Source organism: Haliea atlantica (assembly GCF_054779855.1).
The window spans coordinates 587,614-606,925 of the sequence record NZ_BAAGXL010000003.1; the positions used below are offsets into that span (position 1 = coordinate 587,614).

15 protein-coding genes are annotated in these 19,312 nt (G+C 69.9%); 6 read left to right on the top strand and 9 right to left on the bottom strand.

Annotated elements, in window-relative coordinates; genetic code table 11:
* Window positions 1-5: 5 nt before the first annotated feature.
* The 3 genes from ACYVGS_RS02750 to ACYVGS_RS02760 form a co-directional block, all read right to left on the bottom strand.
* Complete coding sequence (locus ACYVGS_RS02750) at window positions 6-2,486, bottom strand: NAD-dependent epimerase/dehydratase family protein (RefSeq protein ID WP_460587103.1); 2,481 nt, start codon at window positions 2,484-2,486, stop codon at window positions 6-8.
* 197 nt (window positions 2,487-2,683) lie between these two features.
* Complete coding sequence (locus ACYVGS_RS02755) at window positions 2,684-3,121, bottom strand: hypothetical protein (RefSeq protein ID WP_460587104.1); 438 nt, start codon at window positions 3,119-3,121, stop codon at window positions 2,684-2,686.
* Window positions 3,069-3,329, bottom strand: coding sequence for an FAD assembly factor SdhE (locus ACYVGS_RS02760; RefSeq protein WP_460587105.1), 261 nt, complete (start codon window positions 3,327-3,329; stop codon window positions 3,069-3,071). The genes ACYVGS_RS02755 and ACYVGS_RS02760 overlap by 53 nt, the downstream gene beginning before the upstream one ends.
* Before the next feature lie 106 nt (window positions 3,330-3,435).
* On the opposite strand from ACYVGS_RS02760, the gene ygfZ reads away from it, so the two are divergent.
* Both ygfZ and ACYVGS_RS02770 read left to right on the top strand, forming a co-directional pair.
* On the top strand, window positions 3,436-4,416 hold the full coding sequence (ygfZ, locus tag ACYVGS_RS02765; protein ID WP_460587106.1) for a YgfZ/GcvT domain-containing protein: 981 nt from the start codon (window positions 3,436-3,438) through the stop codon (window positions 4,414-4,416).
* 58 nt (window positions 4,417-4,474) lie between these two features.
* Window positions 4,475-5,161 (top strand): hypothetical protein, encoded by a 687-nt coding sequence (locus ACYVGS_RS02770; RefSeq protein ID WP_460587107.1) that lies wholly within the window; start codon window positions 4,475-4,477, stop codon window positions 5,159-5,161.
* Here ACYVGS_RS02770 and ung read toward each other — a convergent pair.
* From ung to npdG, 6 genes are read right to left on the bottom strand one after another with little or no spacing between them, the layout of a single operon-like run.
* Window positions 5,158-5,844: a uracil-DNA glycosylase gene (gene ung / locus ACYVGS_RS02775; RefSeq protein ID WP_460587108.1), complete on the bottom strand. Its 687-nt coding sequence runs from the start codon at window positions 5,842-5,844 to the stop codon at window positions 5,158-5,160. The two genes, ACYVGS_RS02770 and ung, sit on opposite strands and share 4 nt — an antisense overlap.
* Before the next feature lie 3 nt (window positions 5,845-5,847).
* Window positions 5,848-8,352, bottom strand: coding sequence for a radical SAM protein (gene cofH, locus ACYVGS_RS02780; RefSeq protein ID WP_460587109.1), 2,505 nt, complete (start codon window positions 8,350-8,352; stop codon window positions 5,848-5,850).
* Window positions 8,349-9,059 carry a CofC family guanylyltransferase gene (gene cofC / locus ACYVGS_RS02785; RefSeq protein WP_460587110.1) on the bottom strand — a complete coding sequence of 237 codons (711 nt, stop codon included), beginning with the start codon at window positions 9,057-9,059 and terminating at the stop codon, window positions 8,349-8,351. The genes cofH and cofC overlap by 4 nt, the downstream gene beginning before the upstream one ends.
* A complete protein-coding gene (gene cofD, locus ACYVGS_RS02790; RefSeq protein ID WP_460587111.1) occupies window positions 9,059-10,012 on the bottom strand; it encodes a 2-phospho-L-lactate transferase in 954 nt (317 codons plus the stop codon). Before cofD ends, cofC begins: the two co-directional genes overlap by 1 nt.
* A complete protein-coding gene (cofE, locus tag ACYVGS_RS02795) occupies window positions 10,012-10,779 on the bottom strand; it encodes a coenzyme F420-0:L-glutamate ligase (RefSeq protein ID WP_460587112.1) in 768 nt (255 codons plus the stop codon). Before cofE ends, cofD begins: the two co-directional genes overlap by 1 nt.
* Entirely contained in the window at window positions 10,776-11,462 is a 687-nt protein-coding gene (gene npdG, locus ACYVGS_RS02800; RefSeq protein ID WP_460587113.1) for an NADPH-dependent F420 reductase, read from the bottom strand. Before npdG ends, cofE begins: the two co-directional genes overlap by 4 nt.
* 228 nt (window positions 11,463-11,690) lie before the next feature.
* On the opposite strand from npdG, the gene ACYVGS_RS02805 reads away from it, so the two are divergent.
* From ACYVGS_RS02805 to ACYVGS_RS02820, 4 genes are all read left to right on the top strand, one after another.
* The gene (locus ACYVGS_RS02805) at window positions 11,691-12,467 is read left to right on the top strand and encodes an SDR family oxidoreductase (RefSeq protein ID WP_460587114.1); all 777 of its coding nucleotides are present in this window, start codon (window positions 11,691-11,693) and stop codon (window positions 12,465-12,467) included.
* Between the two features lie 15 nt (window positions 12,468-12,482).
* Window positions 12,483-14,465 carry a pyrroloquinoline quinone-dependent dehydrogenase gene (locus tag ACYVGS_RS02810; protein ID WP_460587115.1) on the top strand — a complete coding sequence of 661 codons (1,983 nt, stop codon included), beginning with the start codon at window positions 12,483-12,485 and terminating at the stop codon, window positions 14,463-14,465.
* A 113-nt stretch (window positions 14,466-14,578) separates the two neighbouring features.
* Window positions 14,579-18,118: a DUF1631 family protein gene (locus tag ACYVGS_RS02815; protein WP_460587116.1), complete on the top strand. Its 3,540-nt coding sequence runs from the start codon at window positions 14,579-14,581 to the stop codon at window positions 18,116-18,118.
* Window positions 18,115-19,296, top strand: a complete 1,182-nt coding sequence (locus ACYVGS_RS02820) for a helix-turn-helix transcriptional regulator (RefSeq protein WP_460587117.1) — start codon at window positions 18,115-18,117, stop codon at window positions 19,294-19,296. Before ACYVGS_RS02815 ends, ACYVGS_RS02820 begins: the two co-directional genes overlap by 4 nt.
* Window positions 19,297-19,312 lie beyond the last annotated feature (16 nt).

A 19,312-nucleotide genomic window follows, 5' to 3' on the forward strand; every position in this document is an offset into this window, starting at 1 on the left:
TCCCCCTAGACCAGCACCCTGCTCCACTCGCCGTAGTGCCCGGGCACCGGGCCGCGGCGCCAGGCCAGGGCAATCAGTGCCAGACCACAGACCAGGCTCGCCACCAGTGCCGGCCAGCCCAGGCCGTAGACCCAGGGCGTGACCAGGGGAATCAGCGCCAGCGGCAGCAGCAGCCAGCGCAGGGGCCGCGCGGCACCGGCCATGGCCACGACCGTCACGGCGATGACCATGGCGCCGGTGAAGTGGTCCCAGTCCGCCATCGCACCCTCGGCGCCGAGGGTTACCCGGGTGAACATCAGCCAGGCGCCGATCAGCAGGCACAGGGCCAGGTTCCAGGGCAGGTTGACCCCGGTGGTGAAGGCCCCGCGCAGGAGCGTGCCGGGACCCGCCTGCTGGAAGCTCTCGTCCTCCGCCTCGCGCCGGCCGCTGTCGGTGTCGCCGGTAAAGAAGATCTTCAACAGCGGCGCCCCGGCCTGCCGCCGCCGCAGCAGGAAGCCGCCGGTGGCGACCAGCTCGTTGAAGGCGTAGGCGATCTGCAGCAGCATCGCCGCGGCCCCCAGCAGGCACAGGGTGCACCAGGTGCCGATGAGGATCGGCTGGATGATGATGAAGGTGATGGACACCGCCCCCAGGGGGACGATCAGCACGCCGAAGGAAGCGACCACCCAGGGCATGGTGCGCCAGCGGCGGGTGTCGCCGAGCAGGCCCAGCATGATTTCCAGGGCGTAGACGATACCGCCAAGACCGGCGTCGGGGATCGGCCAGGCCTCGGACACCTCGGAGGTGATGATGGCCTCGGTGCCGTTCTTGCCCGCCATGCCGGCGAAAAAGGGGTCCCACACCGCGTCGATGTGTCCGAGCTGGTAGGCCGCCAGGTAGCGCGAGATACAGAAACCCAGCAGGGCCAGCAGGATGATCGGCAGGCGCTGGTACCAGCTCGAGGGGTTGTTGTCCCAGCCCGGCGGCGTGGTCGGACCACTGGCCAGGGCCACGGGCGACACCCCGGGAGCCGGTCGCACCAGCGCCGACAGGCCGATCGCCAGCAGGCCGGTCACGGTGCCGTTGAGGTAGCCCGCGGCGCTCCCGGTCCAGAAAACCAGGGGCGCAAACAGCAGCCACACGCCCACCAGTGCACAGACCCAGCGCGCCCAGCCCTGGCGCCAGGACAGGGAAAGGCCCGCGAAAAGCACCAGCGCCAGCCCCGCGAACAGGTCGCTCCAGGCGAGCCAGGTGCCGGCGTAGCCGAGCGCCGGCGGCGAGGTCACCAGCCAGGCCCCGACCCCCATGTTGAGGTAGTGGGCCCACTGGGACCGCCCGTGTTGCTCCCGGTAGCGCTGGTTGTGCTGCGCCAGCAGGCGGTCGGGATTGCGGCCCAGGTCGTCGGCCTCCGCCATCCAGTCCGGCGGGGTGATGCCGTTGTCCCGGTACCAGCCCCGGGGGTCCCGCTTCAGGTTGTCCACCAGTGCCGCCAGGCCGTCGAAGAGCCGGTGCCGGGGCTCCCAGCCCAGCTGCTCCCGGGCGCGGCGAATGTCCAGCTCGTAGTGGTCGTTTGCCAGGTCGATCATGAAGGGGCGGATAAAGGGTTTCTCGCCCTTGTCGAAGTCGTCCGGGATCACCGGCTCGGCCTGGGCCTCGGCCCAGGCCCCCGCCTTGGCCACCGGGCCGGGCACGCTCAAGGTCTTCCACTCCTCGACGCCGTGCAGCAGCTCCCCCACCCGGTTCTGGATCGCCTCGTAGCTGTCGCAGTGCTCCTCACCGACCAGGATCTCGCCCTGCGCCGGCAGCTCTTGGCGGCGGTCGATGGTGGCGCGGAAGGCGGCCATCATGTCGGCCTTGTGCAGGAAAGCCTGGCCGACGCCGGTGTCCCCGGCGTAGAGGTGGCTCTTCAGGTTGCGCTCGTAGATGCGCGCGATCTGGTGCGACAGGGTGGGCACGCAGGTGTGCTCGTCGTAGACACCCGCCAGTCGCAGCAGGGTGAAGGGCATGTCGCCGGCCTCTTCGCGAATCGCCGCCTCGGCCTCTGCCTTGGACCGGGGGTAGACCCAGCCCGGTTCGATCGGGGTGTTTTCGCTGATCTTGTGGCCGGGGACGCCGGGGCGATGGACCAGCATGGTGCTGGAGTAGATGAAGCGCTCCACGCGGTAATCCCGCAAGGCGCGAACCAGCTTGCGGGTGCCCTCGACGTTCACCGTCTGGTAGAGCGGCGATGCCTCGCCGGAAAAATCGAAGTAGGCAGCCAGGTGCACCACCGCGGCGAAGTCGCCGCCGTGACGGTCGGCCACCTCCCGCAGGGCCAGGCGGACGGAGTCCTCCGAGGTCAGATCGACGTCGAGGCTTTCGTCGGCGGCCTCCGCGGTCACGATATCCAGCCCGATCACCCGGTAGTCGGGCTGCAGTGACTGTGTCAGTGCAGTGCCGATGTCACCGGCGGCGCCGGTGATCAGCACCAGGGGTTTGTCGGTGTGCGCTGCCTCCTTTGCGGCCATGCTCCAGCTCCCTGGTTGAGGTGTGTTCACCAACCCTGGATGCCGCCCGGCAGAGAGTGCAACGCGTCGCGTCTGTCCCGGGGCGGACAGGGTTGCGTCGTGTTGTCGCTTGCTGGCCAGTCAGTATAGAAGAGAGCGCGCGTGCCTGCAGGGAGGCGCCGGCTGCTAGGGCCCGCCGCGCGATGCGAGCTGTCTGCTCAGCACAGGTCCGCGGCGATCAACCAGCGCCGCAAATGCCGGAAGCCGGCGCGATCCACGTCCTGGCGCCAGACCCACAGGATCTGGACGGCGCCACCCGCGGCTGGCACCGCGCGCAGGACCACCAAACCGGGCAGCAGCAGGCAGCCGGGGAGCGGGTGCAGGTCAATCGCTTCTCGGGCCGGCGCCGGCCACCAGCGCAGGTCAGCCTGCCCCAGCGCCAGGCGCTGCTGCGCCGGCACCGCGGGCAGGCCCAGCCAGGCCAGCGGTGACCAGGCGGTAAAGCCGAGTAGAGAGACGGTGACATAGCCCCGCTGGGCAATTTCCAGCAGGGCAAGCAGCAACAACAGGCAGAGGCCGCACCAGGCCAGGCGCGGCCGGGGGTCAATCCAGGTCAGGACGCGTAAAGCGCAGAATGCGGTCGACGATGCTGGCAATCTCCGGATCCTCCGGGCTTTCCCGGCGCAGGAACCACGCGAACAGCTCCTGATCCTGGCACAGCATCAGTTGCTGGAATCGCGCCCGATCGGCGGCCTCGAGCTCGGCATAGCACTGGTTGACGAAGGGCTCCAGCACCAGGTCCAGTTCGAGCATGCCGCGCCGGCTGGCCCAGCGCATGCGATTGAGTTCATCGGTGTCCAGCATTACAGCTCCCGTCCCGGCAAGGGAAGATCAAAAGCGGTATTATACCGGCTTGCGTGGCCACATGTGGCCACGCCCATCGCAGACCTTTGCAGGAGTCGACAGCACCGTGTCAGATCGCAGCGCAGCCGCTTCCAACACCGCCCCCGGGGCGTCAAGCACCCTCGCCGAGCTCAGTCGCGAGGCAGTCATCGAGGTCACCGGGCGCGACGCCCTCACCTTTCTGCACAACCAGGCCAGTTGCGACCTCAAGCAGCTCGCCGCGGACCAGGCCACCCGTGGCACCTTCTGCAACCCCCAGGGCCGGGTGCTGGCGGATGTGCTGATCCTCTGCCTGGGGCCGGAGCACTACCGCCTGCGCCTGCGGCGCAGCATCCTCGAGAGCACCCTGGAAGCACTCGGCCGCTTCGCCCTGTTTTCCAAGGTGACCCTGGAACCCGCCGCGGAGCAGCTACAGCTGCTGGGTGTACAGGGGCCCGGGGCCCGGGCGGCCCTGGAAGCGCTGTTCGACAGCCTGCCCGAAGGCCTGCTGGGCTGGCGCGGCGACGCCGGCGCCACGGTGGTGCAGCTCGACGAGGCGGGCGAGGCTTTCGAGCTCTGGCTGGACGCCACGGCCCGGTCAGACCTGGCGACCACCCTGCGCGAGGCCCTGCCCGCCGACGACAGCGAAAATGCCTGGGAGCTGGCCGGCCTGCGCCGGGGCGTCGCCCGGATCACCGCTGCCACCCGCGGGGAACTGCTGCCCCAGCAGCTCAACTACGACCTCACCGGCCACATCAACTTCCGCAAGGGCTGCTACCCCGGCCAGGAAGTGATCGCCCGCATGCACTACAAGGGCAAGGCCAAGCGTCGCCTGTTGCTGATGCAGGCCCCCGCCGGCAGCGCGCCAGCAGATGGCGACAGTCTCTACCTGGCCGGCAAGGACAGCCCCGCCGGGCAGGTGGTCAACGCCGCCACCGACCCTGACGGCCAGGTGCTGGCCCTGGTCACCACCACGGAAAGCGCCGCCAGCGAGGGCCTGCGACTGGCCCCGGATGACAAGCAAAGCCTGAGTCTGGTGGAACTGCCCTACCCCGTGCCCTTCGGCTGATGGCTGGCGCCGTGATCATCAGACATCCGCCTTCGCCCAACCGCTGAAAGGAATCACCATGGAGAAACTCGTCTACCTGCTGGGCCGGGAGCCCGGCGCCGACACGCAGAGCCTGCGCGAGCAGCTGCTGGCAGAGACAGCGCCCCTGCTGCGCACCCACGGGGCCCGGCAGATCACCCTGAATATCGCCGACCTCGACGACGAGGTACAGGATACCGCCCCCGACCGCATCGCCGGCCCCTGGGCATCGCTGGGGGCGGTGGTGGCGTTCTGGCTGGAGTGCCTGGACAGTCGCGGGCCGATCGAGGCGCATCTGGCCGGCCTGGCGCCGGGTGTGACCGGCTATCTGGTCACCGAGTCCCTGCCCCAGACCTTTGCGCAGGACTGGGGCGAGGGCGAGCGCCGCCCCGGGGTGAGCCAGTTCACCGCCCACGGCAAGCCCAAAGGGCAGGACGAAGCGAGCTTCTACCACAACTGGCAGGTGGAACATTCGCGCCTGTCCTTCGACTTGCACCCGCTGCGCTGGTCCTACGAGCGCAACGCGGTGGCGCGCCAGCTCTGCGGCGCGGACACGGGCTACCGTGCGCTGGTACTGGAGCACTTCCGCGAACTGCGGGACTTTACCGACCCGGCGCGCTACTTCGGCGACCCGGCGGTGGTCGAACAGATGTACGCCGAGCTGCCGGGCTTCTGTGACGTGCACAACATGGTCACCGGCCCGATGAGCGAGTACCGTTTCGCCTAAAGCGCCGGCAGGGACCAGTCGATGGGCGTTTGCCCGCGCTGTGCCAGCCAGGCATTGGCGGCGCTGAAGTGGCCGCAGCCGAGGAAGCCCCGGTGGGCGCTGAGGGGCGAGGGGTGCGGCGCGGTCAGCACATAGTGGCGCTCGCGGTCGATCACCGCGCCCTTGCGCTGGGCGTAGCTGCCCCAGAGCAGGAATACCACGCCCTCGCGCTCGCGATTGACCACTTCCACCACGCGATCGGTGAAGGTCTCCCAGCCCTTGCCCTGGTGGGAGCCCGCCTGCCCGGCGTTCACGGTGAGCACGCTATTCAGCAGCAGGACGCCCTGGTCCGCCCAATGGACCAGGTTGCCGTGGTCGGGCGGGGGGATGCCGAGGTCGCGTTCAATCTCCTTGTAGATATTCCGCAGTGAGGGCGGGATCGCCACCCCCGGGCGCACCGAGAAACACAGGCCGTGGGCCTGGCCGGGGCCGTGGTAGGGATCCTGGCCCAGGATCACCACCTTGACCTGGTCCAGGGGGGTGTGCGCGAAGGCATTGAAGATCTCCCCGCCCCGCGGGAAGACCGTCGCGCCCTGGTCTTTCTGCGCCTGCAGGAAGTGCCTGAGTTGCTGCATGTAGGGCTGCTGGAATTCGCTCTCCAGTGCCGCCAGCCAGCTGGCTTCCAGTTGTATCGCGCCCGCCATGGTTCAGTTGCAGGCCGCCAGCAGGACCACCTGTTCCGCCGGGACGACCGCTCGCGGCAGCTCGCTGGCCAGCAGCAGGCGCTTGTCCCGGGCGCGCTTGCCGGCGTCCTGGTTCTCGATGGCCAGCAGCTCGACGCCGCTGTCCGCCGCGCTGCGGCGCTCGGCCGGGGCATCGCCGTAGAGGGTGGTGCGCAGGCGCGGCCTCCGCCCCAGGGCAGATATGCGCTGTTCCATCACCGCCGGCGCCCACTCCTGGCCGTGGGCGGCACCCGCGGCGCGGGTGATGCTCTCGTTCATCAGCGTGCCGCCGAGGTCATTGGCGCCGGCGTTCAGGCAGACATCGACACCGGCGGCGCCCATCTTCACCCAGCTGGTCTGGATGTTGTCGATGTGGCCGTGCATGACCAGGCGCGAGACCGCGTGCATCAGCACCGCCTCGCGGAAGGTCGGGCCGCGGCGGGCGCGGCCGCGCAGGAACATCGGTGCCTCCATGTGCACGAAGGGCAGCGGCACCAGCTCAGTGAAGCCGCCGCTGCGCGCCTGCAGCTCGCGGATCGCCAGCAGGTGGCGGGCCCAGTGCCGCGGCGCCTCGATGTGCCCGTACATGATGGTGGCGGTGGTGCGGAAGCCGACCCGGTGGGCGGTCTCCATCACCTCCAGCCACTCGGCGGTGTTCAGCTTGTCCGGGCAGAGGACCGCCCGCACCTCGTCGTCGAGGACTTCGGCGGCGGTGCCCGGCAGGGTGTCCAGGCCGGCGGCCTTGAGCTGGCGCAGGAAGTCCTCCAGGGAGACCCCCAGGGTCGCCGCCCCCTGCCACACTTCCAGCGGCGAGAAGGCGTGGATGTGCATACCCGGCGTGGCGGCGCGCACGGTGGCGAGGATATCCAGGTAGGTCTGCCCGGTGTAGTCGGGGTGGATGCCCCCCTGCATGCAGACTTCGGTGGCGCCCCGGGCCCAGGCCTCGCGGCAGCGCCGGGCGATCTCGGTGGCGCTGATGTCGTAGGGGCGCCCGCGCAGTGCCTCGTTGTGCTTGCCCTTGGAGAAGGCGCAGAACTGGCACTTGAAGTAGCAGACGTTGGTGTAGTTGATATTGCGATTGATCACGTAGCTGACGCTGTCGCCACAGCGCTGGCGGCGCAGCCGGTCGGCGGCGTCCACCAGGTAGCGGAACTCCGGCCCGCGGGCGCTGAACAGGCGGGTCACGTCGGCCTCGTCCAGGGCCTCGGCGCGCTCGCAGCGCTCGACGATGGCGCGCAGGTCGGCGGCCACGGCGAAGGCATTCACCGGCTGCGCCAGCAACTCCGCCTCCACCGGCGGCACGGGCTTTTCCTCACCGGGCACCCAGTCGTCGCGGCGGGCAAAACCCTGGGCATCCTGCTGGCGCATGACCGCGGCGCGCAGGGCCGGGTCGAGCCAGGTATCGGCCTGCAGGGCGTAGGCCGGGTAGATGGTCAGCCGCTGCTCGAGGAATTTGCCGGCGCTGGCGGTCTCCCGGGCCAGCTGGTCCAGGTGGGGCCAGGGCGCTTCCGGGTTGACGTGGTCGGGAGTCAGCGGGGAGACACCGCCCCAGTCGTTGATCCCCGCGCCGAGCAGCTGCGGCAGCACGCCGGGGCTCAGGTTGGGCGGCGCCTGCAGGCTCATCTCGGCGCCGAACAGGATGCGCGCCACCGCCAGGGTCCACAGCAGCTCGTCCAGGTCCGGCTCCGGGGCGCCGGCCATCAGCGTGCCGGGCTTGGCGCGGAAGTTCTGCACGATGATTTCCTGCAGATGCCCGTGGCGCTGGTGCACCTCGCGCAGGGCCAGCAGGGATTCGATGCGCTCGCGGCGGGTCTCGCCGATGCCGATCAGGATGCCCGAGGTAAAGGGCACCTTCGCCGCGCCGGCGCGCTCCAGGGTCTCGAGGCGCACCGCGGGCACCTTGTCCGGGGACCCGTAGTGCGGCATGCCCTTCTCGCACAGGCGCTCGGCGGCGGATTCCAGCATGATGCCCATGGAGGCGCTGACCGGGCGCAGGAAAGCGATTTCCTCGTCGCTCATGCAGCCGGCGTTGATGTGCGGCAGCAGCCCGGTTTCCTCGAGGATCCGCTGCGCCACGTGGGCCACGTATTCCAGTGTCGTGGCAAAGCCCATCTCCGCCAGGGCCTCGCGCGCCGCGCGATAGCGCAGTTCAGGCTTCTCGCCCAGGGTCAGCAGGGCCTCCTGGCAGCCCATGGCCGCGCCCTGCCGGCACAGCTCCAGCACTTCCTCCACGCTCAGGTAGGGCGACTCGACCTTTTTCGGCGTGGTGGCAAAGGTGCAGTAGTGACAGACGTCGCGGCACAGGCGCGTCAGGGGAATGAACACCTTGCGCGAGTAGGTCACCAGGTTGCCGTGGCCGCGGTCGCGCAGCTGAGCGGCCACGGCCAGCAGGCCGGCGCTGTCGTGGCACTCGGCCAGGGCCAGGGCCTGTTCCCGCGCGGGAAGATGTCCGTCCAGGCACTGCTGCCAGAATTGCTGCCAGTTATTCATGCGCTCCTCGTGTCCTCGTGGTGCCAGCCGTGCAGCCAGGCTGTCGTCCGCGGCCCGGGGGCCTGCCGGTCGAGCTGCTGCAGGTCCTGCGGGGTGTCAATATCGCTGGCCACCCCCGGCAAGTGCAAGCACCGGAACGGGCTTTTATGGGTTTCCGCCCCGCGACGATGGGCCTCGGCGCTGCCTGGTCCAAACTGGAATACCGGCGGCGCGGCGGCGGCGCAGAGCAGCAGGTTGCTGCCGGTCCCGGCGGCGTCGCAGCCGAGCACCATCCCGCCGCAAGATTCGCGAGCCGCGAGGGCGGCATCGATGTCCGCCGCCCCCAGGCAGGGCAGGTCGGCGTGCAGCACCAGGGTCAGTGCCCCCGGTTCGGCCGTCGCCGCCACGCGCGCCGCGGCCGCCTGCAGGACCCGGTTGAGGGGATCCGCCGGCCGCAGGCCATCGCCGTCGCAGCCAGTGCCCGCCAGCAGAGCCGCTTCAGACCAGTGGCGGGCACCGGCCTCCCGCGCCAGCACGGCCACCTCGGGGGCGTCCGAGAGCACGGTCACGGTCGCCACCGCGGGATGTGCCACCAACACCGCCAGCACGTCGGCGGCCATGGCGCGCACCAGCGCACGCCGCTGGTCCCGTGACAACAGATCCGCGAGGCGGGTCTTGGCCGCCTCCAGATCCTTCAGGGGCACCAGGGCGTGCACGCGGGCGGACATCAGCGCAGGCCGTCCAGGCAGGCGCGAGCCAGGACCTGTTTATCCTCGCGGCTGCGCATCCATGTCGGTACCACCAGCGCACGCATGCCCAGGTTCTCCACCTCCGCGGCCAGGGCCGCGTCCTCCTCGTCCAGCACAAACACGGACACCAGGCCCGGGTAGCGCGTCGCATACCACTGCGCGACACCCAGGGCGGTGACCGGCAGGTTCAGCTCGGCCAGCATCTTGCCCGCCGGGCCTTTCACCGCGCGGCCGCCAATGATCGGCGAAATCGCCGCCACCGGGGCGCCAGTGTCACGCAGACGCTGCCAGAAGTCCTCCACCAAAAGGATGGGATCCACGCTGACAAAGGGATTGGAGGGGCAAATGATCACCGCGTCCAGGGCCCTGGGCCGCGCCAGGGCCGCGAGCTGCGGCTGCAACCGGGCCGCTTCCAGCCCGGCGAAGCGGAAACCCCGTACCCGCGGCTGGCACTGGCGACGCACGAAGTATTCCTGGAAGGGCAGCTCCCCGTCGTCGGTGTCGACGCGGGTCGCCAGGGGCTGCTCGGTCACCGGGTAGAGCCGGGCGCCAATCCCCAGGCGTTCGGCCAGTTCGGCGGTCACGGTGGACAGGCTGGCCCCGTCCGCCAGGCGCCCGGCGCGAAACAGGTGGGTGGCGAGGTCGCGATCCCCCAGCCGGAACCAGGTCGGCGCGTCCAGCTCGGCGAGGGCCTCGAGCACCTGCCAGCTCTCCCCGGCCACGCCCCAGCCCTGGGCCGGGTCGTTGCGCCCCGAGAGGTTGTAAAGCACGGTATCGATATCCGGGCAGATGGTCAGCCCCAGGTGCCGGAAGTCGTCGGCGACATTGCAGGCAATGTGCAGCGCCTCCGGGGGCAGGATATCCGCCAGGCCGGTGCACAGGCGGGCGCCGCCGACTCCGCCGGAGAGCGCGAGAACCGCTGGCGTCGCCATCAGCGGAACATGTCCATGTGGCGTGGGCGCAGCAGGGCGCTGGCATCCCGCGCCGCGGGCCGCAGGGACAGGCCCCGGGCCAGCACCACCGGCAGGCCCTCGGCCGCCTGCCCCATGACCAGCGAGGCCGCCGCCGCCAGTTCATCGGCGACCGCGGGCTCGGTGACCTCGAGGCGGTTGCCGAACAGGTCGCTGCCACCGATCTGGTTGAACAGCGGATCGAAGCCGGCGCAACCCAGGGCCAGGCCCACCGTACCGGTGCGCCAGGCACGGCCCGCGCTGTCGTTGATCAGCACATGCGGGGCCACGCCGCACTGCGCCTCGAGGCCGCTGCGCAGAGTGCGCGCGGAGGCATCGCAGTCCTGCGGCAGCAGCAGCACCCGCGGGTCGTCCGGATCGGTGTGGATATTGGAGCGGTCGATACCGGCATTGGCGTGCACATAGCCGCAGCGGTGCTCGACGATAATCACCCCCGGGCGCACCCGCACCACCTCGCGACTCTCGCGCAGGATCAGCTCTACCAGGCGCGGGTCCTTGTCCGCCTGGCGCGCCAGGTCCAGGGCCCGCGGCCCCGGCTCGACCTCGGCCAGGCGGCAGTAGCGATTCTCCGCCTTGGAGACAATTTTCTGCGCCACCACGACCACGTCGTCGGCACGCAGGACCAGGTCGTTGTCAGCCAGCGCGCGGGCAATCAGGGCAGCGAGGTCATCCCCGGGTTCCACCCGGGGAATGCCCTCGAGTGCAATCAGCTCAAGCCGGGCACTCATTCATGGCTGTCCAGGCCGCTGATGCGGATGCCGGCGTGGCAGCTGTACTGCTTGTTGATCACGATCAGCACCGAGGTCAGGGCCTCGGCAGCCGCGGCGTTGTTGATCATCCCGGCGTGGAAGCCGCGCATCCCAGCCGCCTCGACCAGCTGGATCACTTCGCCGCGGGCGTCCTTGCTGTTGCCGCAGACCAGTACGTCGCAGTCCACCGGGCCGTCGCCCTGGAGGTGTGCCGCGGCGACGTTCTGGAAGGCGGAGACCACCTTGACACCCTCGCCCAGAAGATTCTGGGCGATCTGGCCGGCGCTGCCCTCTTCCGGCAGCTGTACGCGAGCCACCTTCGGCGGCACCAGGGGGACGGTGACGTCGATCAGGATCTTGCCCTGCAGGGCAGCCGCCACGCTTTCCAGGGTGCTCTTCTGATGGCTGAAGGGAACGGTGATGGCAACGATGTCCGCCGCCTGGGCCGCGGCCAGGTTCTCCATGGCCTCGACATCCACCCGCTCCAGGCCGCGCTCGGCCATGACCTTCTCCAGGTCGGCCACCGCGGCTTCCGCCTTGTCCTGGGTCCGCGAACCGATGATGACGCGGTAGCCCGCCTTGGCCCAGCGGCGTGCCAGACCCGTGCCGAGATCCCCGGTGCCGCCGAGAATGGCGAGCACGGGCAAAGAATCAGTTGCCATAGTTATGTCCTGCTAGCTGGATGGAGGGGTGACCGGTTTAGCCTGGCCAACCGGGCCGGCGAAAGTCCACCCCCGACAGTGCAGCGCCTCCTCCGACATTTCCGGATCACCGGGGAAGCGGGTAGGATGCGCGAAGCCGTGGCATCTTAGGCAATTCAACCGGCGACCACAAGTTGCCGGCACGCCGCCGCCACAGACCCGAAACTGCACAGCAAGGAACCCAAGATCATGCACAACCCGCTGGATTTCACTGGCCGCACCGTACTGGTTACCGGAGGGGGCAAGGGCGTCGGCAAGGGAATCACGGAGCGCTTCCTCGAGGCCGGCGCCGACGTCGCCATCTGCGGGCGCAACCCGCCGGAAACCCTGCCCGCTGTCGGCGATCGCGAGGCGGTCTTCTTCACCTGTGACGTGCGCAAGTACGACCAGCTCGAGACCATGATCAACCAGGTGGTGGAACGCTTCGGACGCCTTGACGTGCTGGTGAACAACGCCGGCGGCGCACCCTACGCCGAGGCGGCCAGCGTCTCCCCGCGCTTCCACGAGTCGATCATCACCCTCAACCTGACCGCGCCCCTGCACGCCGCGCAGCTGGCCAACCGGGTGATGCAGGGGCAGGAAGACGGCGGCAGCATCATCAACATCGCCAGCGTCAGCACCATCCGCCCCTCCCCCGGCACCGCCGCCTACGGCGCCGCCAAGGCCGGCCTGGTCAACCTGGGCCACTCCCTCGCCGTGGAGTGGGGCCCGAAAGTGCGCGTCAACGCCATCATCGCCGGCCTGGTGGAGACCGAGCAATCGCACCTGCACTACGGTGACGCCGAGGGCGTGGCCGCGGTTGGCCGCACCATTCCCCTGGGGCGCATGGCAGTGCCCGGGGATATTGGCAACGCCTGCCTGTTCCTGGGGTCGCCGCTGTCCTCCTACGTCAGCGGCACCAGTTTCGCGGTCCACGGCGGCGGGGAAAAACCCGCCTTCCTGGACGCCGCCAACACCGACCGGTAACCGCAGGTGTCCGCCTTGCGTCCAGCTCTGCTGGCACTGATCGCCCTCACTGCCGGCTGCCAGGCCGGCAGCGGCACCCCGCCCCAGGCCGCAGGCGAGGCGCCTCCAGTGGGCCCCGACACCGCGGAATGGCGCCATTACGGCGGCGAGGGCGCACGCCAGTTCAGCCCCCTCGGCGAGATCCACGCCGGCAATGTGGAGCAGCTCGAGCTGGCCTGGGAACACCGCTCCGGGGATACCAGCGACGGCACCGGGGAGTGGGGCTTCGCCTCCCTGCAGGTAACCCCGCTGGTGGTCGAGGACAGCCTATTCTACTGCACCCCCTTCGGCCGGGTCTTCGCCCTGGATGCCGAGACCGGCGCCGAGCGCTGGTCCTTCGACCCCGAGGTGCGCAACCGCCACAGCGGCCTCTACCCGGTGGTCTGCCGCGGCGTGGCCTACTGGGAGAGCGGCGAGCCGCAAGAGCGCGGCCAGCACTGCGGTACCCGCATCCTCTATGGCACCCGGGACGCCGAACTGATTGCCCTGGATGCCCGGGACGGTGAGCCCTGCGCAGACTTCGGCGACAATGGCCGGGTGGCGCTGAAAGAGGAGATCACCGGCGCCGGTCCCTTCGAGTACTACCCCACCTCGCCCCCCTGGATCCAGGATGACGTCGCAGTCCTGGGCGCCATGGTCCCCGACAACGACCGCGTCGACGTGCCCAGCGGCGTGGTGCGGGCCTTCGACGTGCGCAGTGGCGAGCTGGCCTGGGCCTGGGAACCGGTGACCGAGGACTACCGCGAGCGCCACCGCGACGAGCGGGGCCAGGCCCGCTATCACCTGGGCAGCCCCAATGTCTGGGCACCGATGTCCGGCGACCCGGAACTCGGCCTGATCTATGTGCCCACCGGCAACCCCTCCCCCGACCTCTACGGCGGCGACCGCGACGGTCTGGACACCTACGGCTCCTCGGTGGTGGCCCTGGACGCCGCCACCGGCGAGTACCGCTGGCACTTCCAGACCGTGCACCACGACGTCTGGGACTACGATGTCGCCTCGCAGCCGACCCTGTTCCAGCTGCCGGGTGTCGGCGGCGGCCGCCCGGGCCTGGCCCAGGCCACCAAGATGGGTCACATCTTCCTGCTCGATCGCGCCACCGGCGAGCCGCTGTACCCGGTGGAAGAGCGGCCCGTGCCCCAGGACGGCGTGCCGGGAGAAAAACTGTCGCCAACCCAGCCCTTTCCCACCCACCCCAGCCCCCTGCACCTGCCGCAGCAGCTCAGCGAAGAGGACATGGACGGCTTCGTCTGGCTGGACAAGCTGGCCTGCCAGCGGGAACTGGCGAAGTACCGCAACGAGGGCATGTTCACGCCCCCCTCGCTCGAGGGCAGCGTGCTCTACCCCAGTACCACTGGCGGTATCAACTGGGGCGGCGTGGGCATCGACCCCGGGCGCGGCATCCTGGTGGTCAACCAGATGCACCTGGCCTCGGTGGTACAGCTGATTCCCCGGGACGACTACGACGCGCTCAACCCCCAGGGCAGTTACCCCCTGGAGTACTACCCGATGACCGGGACCGCCTACGGCGCCAAGCGCTTCCCCCTGTTCTCCCCGCTGGGGGCCCCCTGCAACCCGCGCCCCTGGGGCACCCTCACGGCCGTCGACCTGGCCAGCGGCGAGGTCCTCTGGCGCCGGCCCCTGGGCACCACCCGCGGCCAGGCCCCCTGGCCCCTCTGGTTCGAGACCGGCACGCCGAACGCCGGTGGCCCGCTGGTGACGGCCGGCGGGCTGGTGTTCATCGCCGCCACCACCGACAGCTACTTCCGCGCCTTCGACCTGCACAGTGGCGAGGTGGTCTGGGAGTACGACCTGCCCTACACCGGCAACGCCACCCCGCTCAGCTTCCGCGGCAGCCGCAGTGGTCAGCAGTTCGTGGTACTCGCCGCCGGTGGCCACGGCTGGTCGGAGTCCGGCGACGCCATCATGGCCTTCCGCCTGCGCGGAAAAGACCGCTAGACCCGCGGATCAGTTCACCCCCGGCGCCCGCTGGGGGTATACTCGCAGGCATACCGTCCGAGGATCCGCGGCAGTGACGCGCTGCGCGCGGCTCCCCCAGCCGCAGGGATTGCATGTCAGGCGAGATCGCAGGTAACGCTCAAAACCGTCAACTGCTGACCGGGTTTCGCCGCTACAGCGACCAGGTGCTGGGGCGGCGCATGAGCGACTTCGTCGACGCACTGATCGACTATCTCACCGAACTGTCCCACAGCCCGCGCGCGCCGGGCATTGGCCGCGGCAGCCTGATGGACTGCCTGATGTTGCTGCGCCAGCGCCGCACGGTCCTGAGCGAGCGCTGGCTGGTCGAGCTGGGGCGCTTCCGCGACGACCTCTGTCCGCCGGCGGAGCAGCACGACCAGTGGTGGGACGTGATCGAGAGCGGCGGCGCCCTGGACCTGGTCGACCTCGACGCTTTCGAGGATTTCCTGGCCCAGGAACGCGTGGTCAGCGTCGGTGAGGAACAGCACAGCCCGGCGATCGAGGCGCTGCAGATCCGCGTGGCGCAACTGGCGGGCATTGACCCCCTGCGATTGCGCCTGCCGGAACACCCCGCACAGCTGACCCGCGCCCTGCAGCGCGCCCTCGAGGAGCAGCGCATTCCCGCCCGCACCCTGCCGCGCATCTTCGAGTGCTTCATCCGCGAGTTCATCCGCCCCCTGGACACCGACTACCGCAGCCTGAATGCGTGGCTCGAGGAGCACGGGGTGCGCCCCGGCCTGGAACAGGAGATCCGTTCCCGGGGCTCGCTGCTCAAGCAGGCCACCGTGCAGCAGCGCCAGTCGCAGCGGCGACGCCTGATTGCCGAGGCGCGCGGTGCCGCCGGCAATGACAGCCTAGTGGACGCGCGACCCCTGAGCGACGCGAGCGAGGACACCGGCGCAGAGCCCGCCGCGGCCGAGGAACCCCGCGCCGCGGCCCTCTATGCGTCGGTGCTGCGCGCCCTGGAAACACAGGCAGGCCATGCCCCAGCGCCCGCAGACGGCCAGCCCGGCAGCGGTGGCCTGGCCGGGGAAAGCGAGGTCGCCCAGAGCCTGGCCGCGCTGCAGCAGCGGGATCCGGCCGAGCTGCAGGCGGCGCTGCAGCGCGCGGGCTCGCTGCTGAGCTGGCTGGAGGAGCACCTGGATGCCCTGCCCGAGCTGGCCGGCACCCGCGGCGTCAACCGCGAGAGCCGCAGCCGCCTGCAGCTGGTGGACCGGCTGTTCGGGACCCTGGATGCCCACTTCAACCTGCACGAGGCCCTGCGGCCGACAGTCGAGCGCCTGCAGTTGCCCCTGGCACGACTGGCCCTGCACGAACCGCACTTCTTCCTCGACCCGGCCCACCCGGCCCGGCAGCTGATGGACCGCCTGGCCGCCCTGGCGACCGAGGCCAACTTTCCCAACCGGGTGCTGGAGCAGCGGCTGCAGGCAATTGCCGGGGAGATTGCCGAACGCTACGACGGCGACAGCAGCGTCTTCGCCGATGCGCTGACACAGCTGGAACACCTCGGTCAGCAGCAGGCCAGCGCCCTCAACCGCAATATCGAGCGGGTGGTGGCGGCGCGGGAGGGCAAGGCCAGGCTGGAGCGTGCGCGGCAGGCCGTGGACCAGCTGATTGCCCAGACCCTGCCCTCCCCGGAGGCCCCCGCGATCCTGCTGGAGGTGCTGGCCGGCGGCTGGCGCGACCTGATGGTGCTGGTGCGGGTCAAGCAGGGGCCCGACAGCGAGGACTGGCGGGAGCAGGCCCACATGCTGCAACAGCTGGCCGGCTGGCTGCAGGAGCGCGACGAGGGGGCCCTGGACGGCGATGCCCTGGTGCAGCAGGCCCTGGAGGCCGGCCCCTTCGTCGACCTGCTGGAGCAGCAAATCAGCGCCGCGAGCCTCGGCTCGCCGGAGATCACCGCCCACCTGGACACCCTGCGCGGCATTCTCGCGGGGGACACCCCGGTCGCCCTGACCGCGGCCCCCGAAGCGGCGGAGAGCGAGGACCAGCGCGTCCAGCGCCAGCGTCAGCGCATCGAACAAACCCGCCACCTGCGCCGCTGGGTACGCCGCGTGGAACAACTCGAGCTGGGCACCTGGCTCAGCTATCGCGACCGCCAGGGGCGATCCCTGCGCATGCGCCTGGCCTGGATCAGCGAGGACGGCGAGCGCTACCTTTTCGTCAATGAGCGCGGCCAGAAGGTCGCGGAACTGGGCCGGGTCGCCCTGGCCCGCCGCCTCAGCCACGGCGTCAAACCCCCGACCCCGGAAGAACACCTCTCGGTGGTCGACCGCAGCATGTACAGCACGCTGGAAGCCGCGCAACGGCATCTGAGCTTCGAGCGCAACCACGACCAGGTCACCCGCCTGATCAACCGCGAGGCCTTCGAGAAGCAACTCGCCCGCGCCCTGCGCCACGCCCAGCAACACGCGGCGGAACACGCCCTGCTGCTGCTGGACATCGACAGTTTCCACCTGGTCAACGACGTCTACGACCGGGTGCTGGGGGACGAGATCCTCGACCAGTTCGCGCGGCTTCTGAGCCAGGGCCACGGCCGCAAGCTTTCCTCCGCCCGCCTCGAGGGCGACCGCTTCGCCCTGCTGCTGGTCGACCACAACGAGAGCCAGGCCATGGCGGTGGCCGAACAGGTGCGCAGCGACATTGCCGCCGCCTCCCTGCCCGTCGAAGGGGAGGCGGTCAGCTTTACGGTGGCGATCGGCGTCGCCGCCATTCGCGACGTGACCGCGGACAGCGCGAGCCTCTTCGAGCAGGCCGGTGCCGCGCTGGAGGCGGCCAAGTGCGAGGGCGGCAACTGCGTCCGCCACTGGCGGCAGGACCAGGCGGTGGTCGCGCGCCAGCGGCAGGAACATCAGCGTTCGCGCCGCGCCCTGGAAGAGGCGATGAACAGCGACCGCTTCGTGTTGCGGGCACAGCCCATCGTCAAGACCGCCATCGACGGCCAGCAACTGGCGACGCGCCACTACGAGCTGCTGCTGGCGGTGCGCGACAGCGAGGGCCGGCCGGGCTCGCCCCTGCCCTTCATACAGTCTGCCGAGCGCTACCGCCTGATGCCCCTGGTGGATCGCTGGGTGGTGCGCGAGGCCTTCCGCTGGATCAGCGGCCTGATGGACGCCCAGAAGGTGGTGCCGGCGGTGGCGATCAACCTCTCCGGCAGCAGCGTGACTGACGACAGCTTCATGGACTTCCTCTTCGAGCAGATCTCCGAGTTCGGCGTCGGCACCAACCGCCTGTGCTTTGAAATCACCGAGGTCGGCACCATCAACAATCTCACCCGCGCGGCGGACTTCGTGCGCGCTTTCCGCAACATCGGCTGCAAATTCTCCATCGACGACTTCGGCACCGGGCTGGAGAGCCACAATTACCTGCGGGAGCTCCCGGTGGACTATGTCAAGATCGACGGCAGCTTCGTTCAGGGCCTGGAGACCAACCCGAGCGACCTCGCCATGGCCCGCGCCATCAACGACCTGGCCCACTTCCTGGGTCAGGAAACCATCGCTGAATGCGTGGAGAACCAGTCGGTCATGGAGCAGCTTCGGGAGATAGGCGTGGACTACCTGCAGGGCTGGGGCGTCGGGCGTCCGGTGCTCCTGGACGAAGTCACCCGGGACCTCTCCAGGGTGGCGACATGACTGTCGGGCGCGAGCTGCTGGCCTACAGCGGGGCCATACCGGCGGGCTACGACGCACTGCTGGATGCCCTCTACCGCGGCCCCCTGGAAGAGCCCCCCTGGGCCACCGCCCTGCCCCTGCTGCGCGAGCTGTTCGACGCCCACGTGGTCTCGCTGGTGCTGCGCCCGCCGGCCGAGGACGACCGCGGGGTGATCCTCAACAGCCTGCGCGACCGGCAGCAGGCGACGCTCTCCGACCCCAACGACTGGGAGGTCACCGCCTACCGCGAGCAGTTCTTCGCCCTCGACCCCTTTGTCAATCTGCCACCGGACCGCGTGGTCACGCTGGAGGATGTACTCGCCGACGACGAGTTGATCGACTCCGAGTATTACCGCCACTACCTGGAGCCCGCCGGACTGTTCCGCATCCTCGGCGTGGATACGGTGGAGCCGGGGGGCATGCTGGCGCGCCTGCGCTTTTCCCGCCGCCGGGACGAGGCCTCCTTCAGCAACAGCGAGCGCGCGCTGCTGGAGCGCCTGGTGCCGCACCTGCGCCTGGCCATCCAGCTCTACGCCACCCTCGGCCGCACCACCTCCGAGCGCGACCTCTACGCCGGCGCGGTGGAGCGGCTGTCGGTGGCCAGCGTGTTGCTCGACGAACAGGGCCACGTGCTCAGCACCAACGCCGTGGCCAAGGCCATGCTCGACGAAGCCGACGGCATCACCCAGCGCGGGCAACACCTGGTGATCGAAAGCCGCGACAGCAACCGCGAGCTGCAGAACGCCCTGGAGACCATCGTCCGCGCCCAGCACCGCGGTGAAACCTCGGTGGTGCGGGCGCTGCGCGTGCCGCGCTCCGCCGGGCGCGCCCAGCTCGGGCTGGTGCTGCGCCCGGTCCCGGCCTCGGAGTGGGGCGAGGGGCAGTCCAGCCCCTGTGTGGCGGTATTCATCTCTGACCCCGACATCCGCGAATCCGCCTCCCAGGCCACCCTGGGCCAGCTGTTCGACCTGACCCCGGCGGAATCCAACCTGGCCATTCTGCTCTCCCGGGGGCTGAGCCTGGCGGAGGTCTCCGAGGCCCAGAACATCTCCCAGCACACCGCCCGCGCGCAGCTCAAGTCGATCTTCGCCAAGACCGGCGTCTCGCGCCAGGCCGAGCTGGTGCGCCTGGTCCTGAAAAGCGTCGCCTCACTGGCCTGAGGCGGCCTAAGCGAGA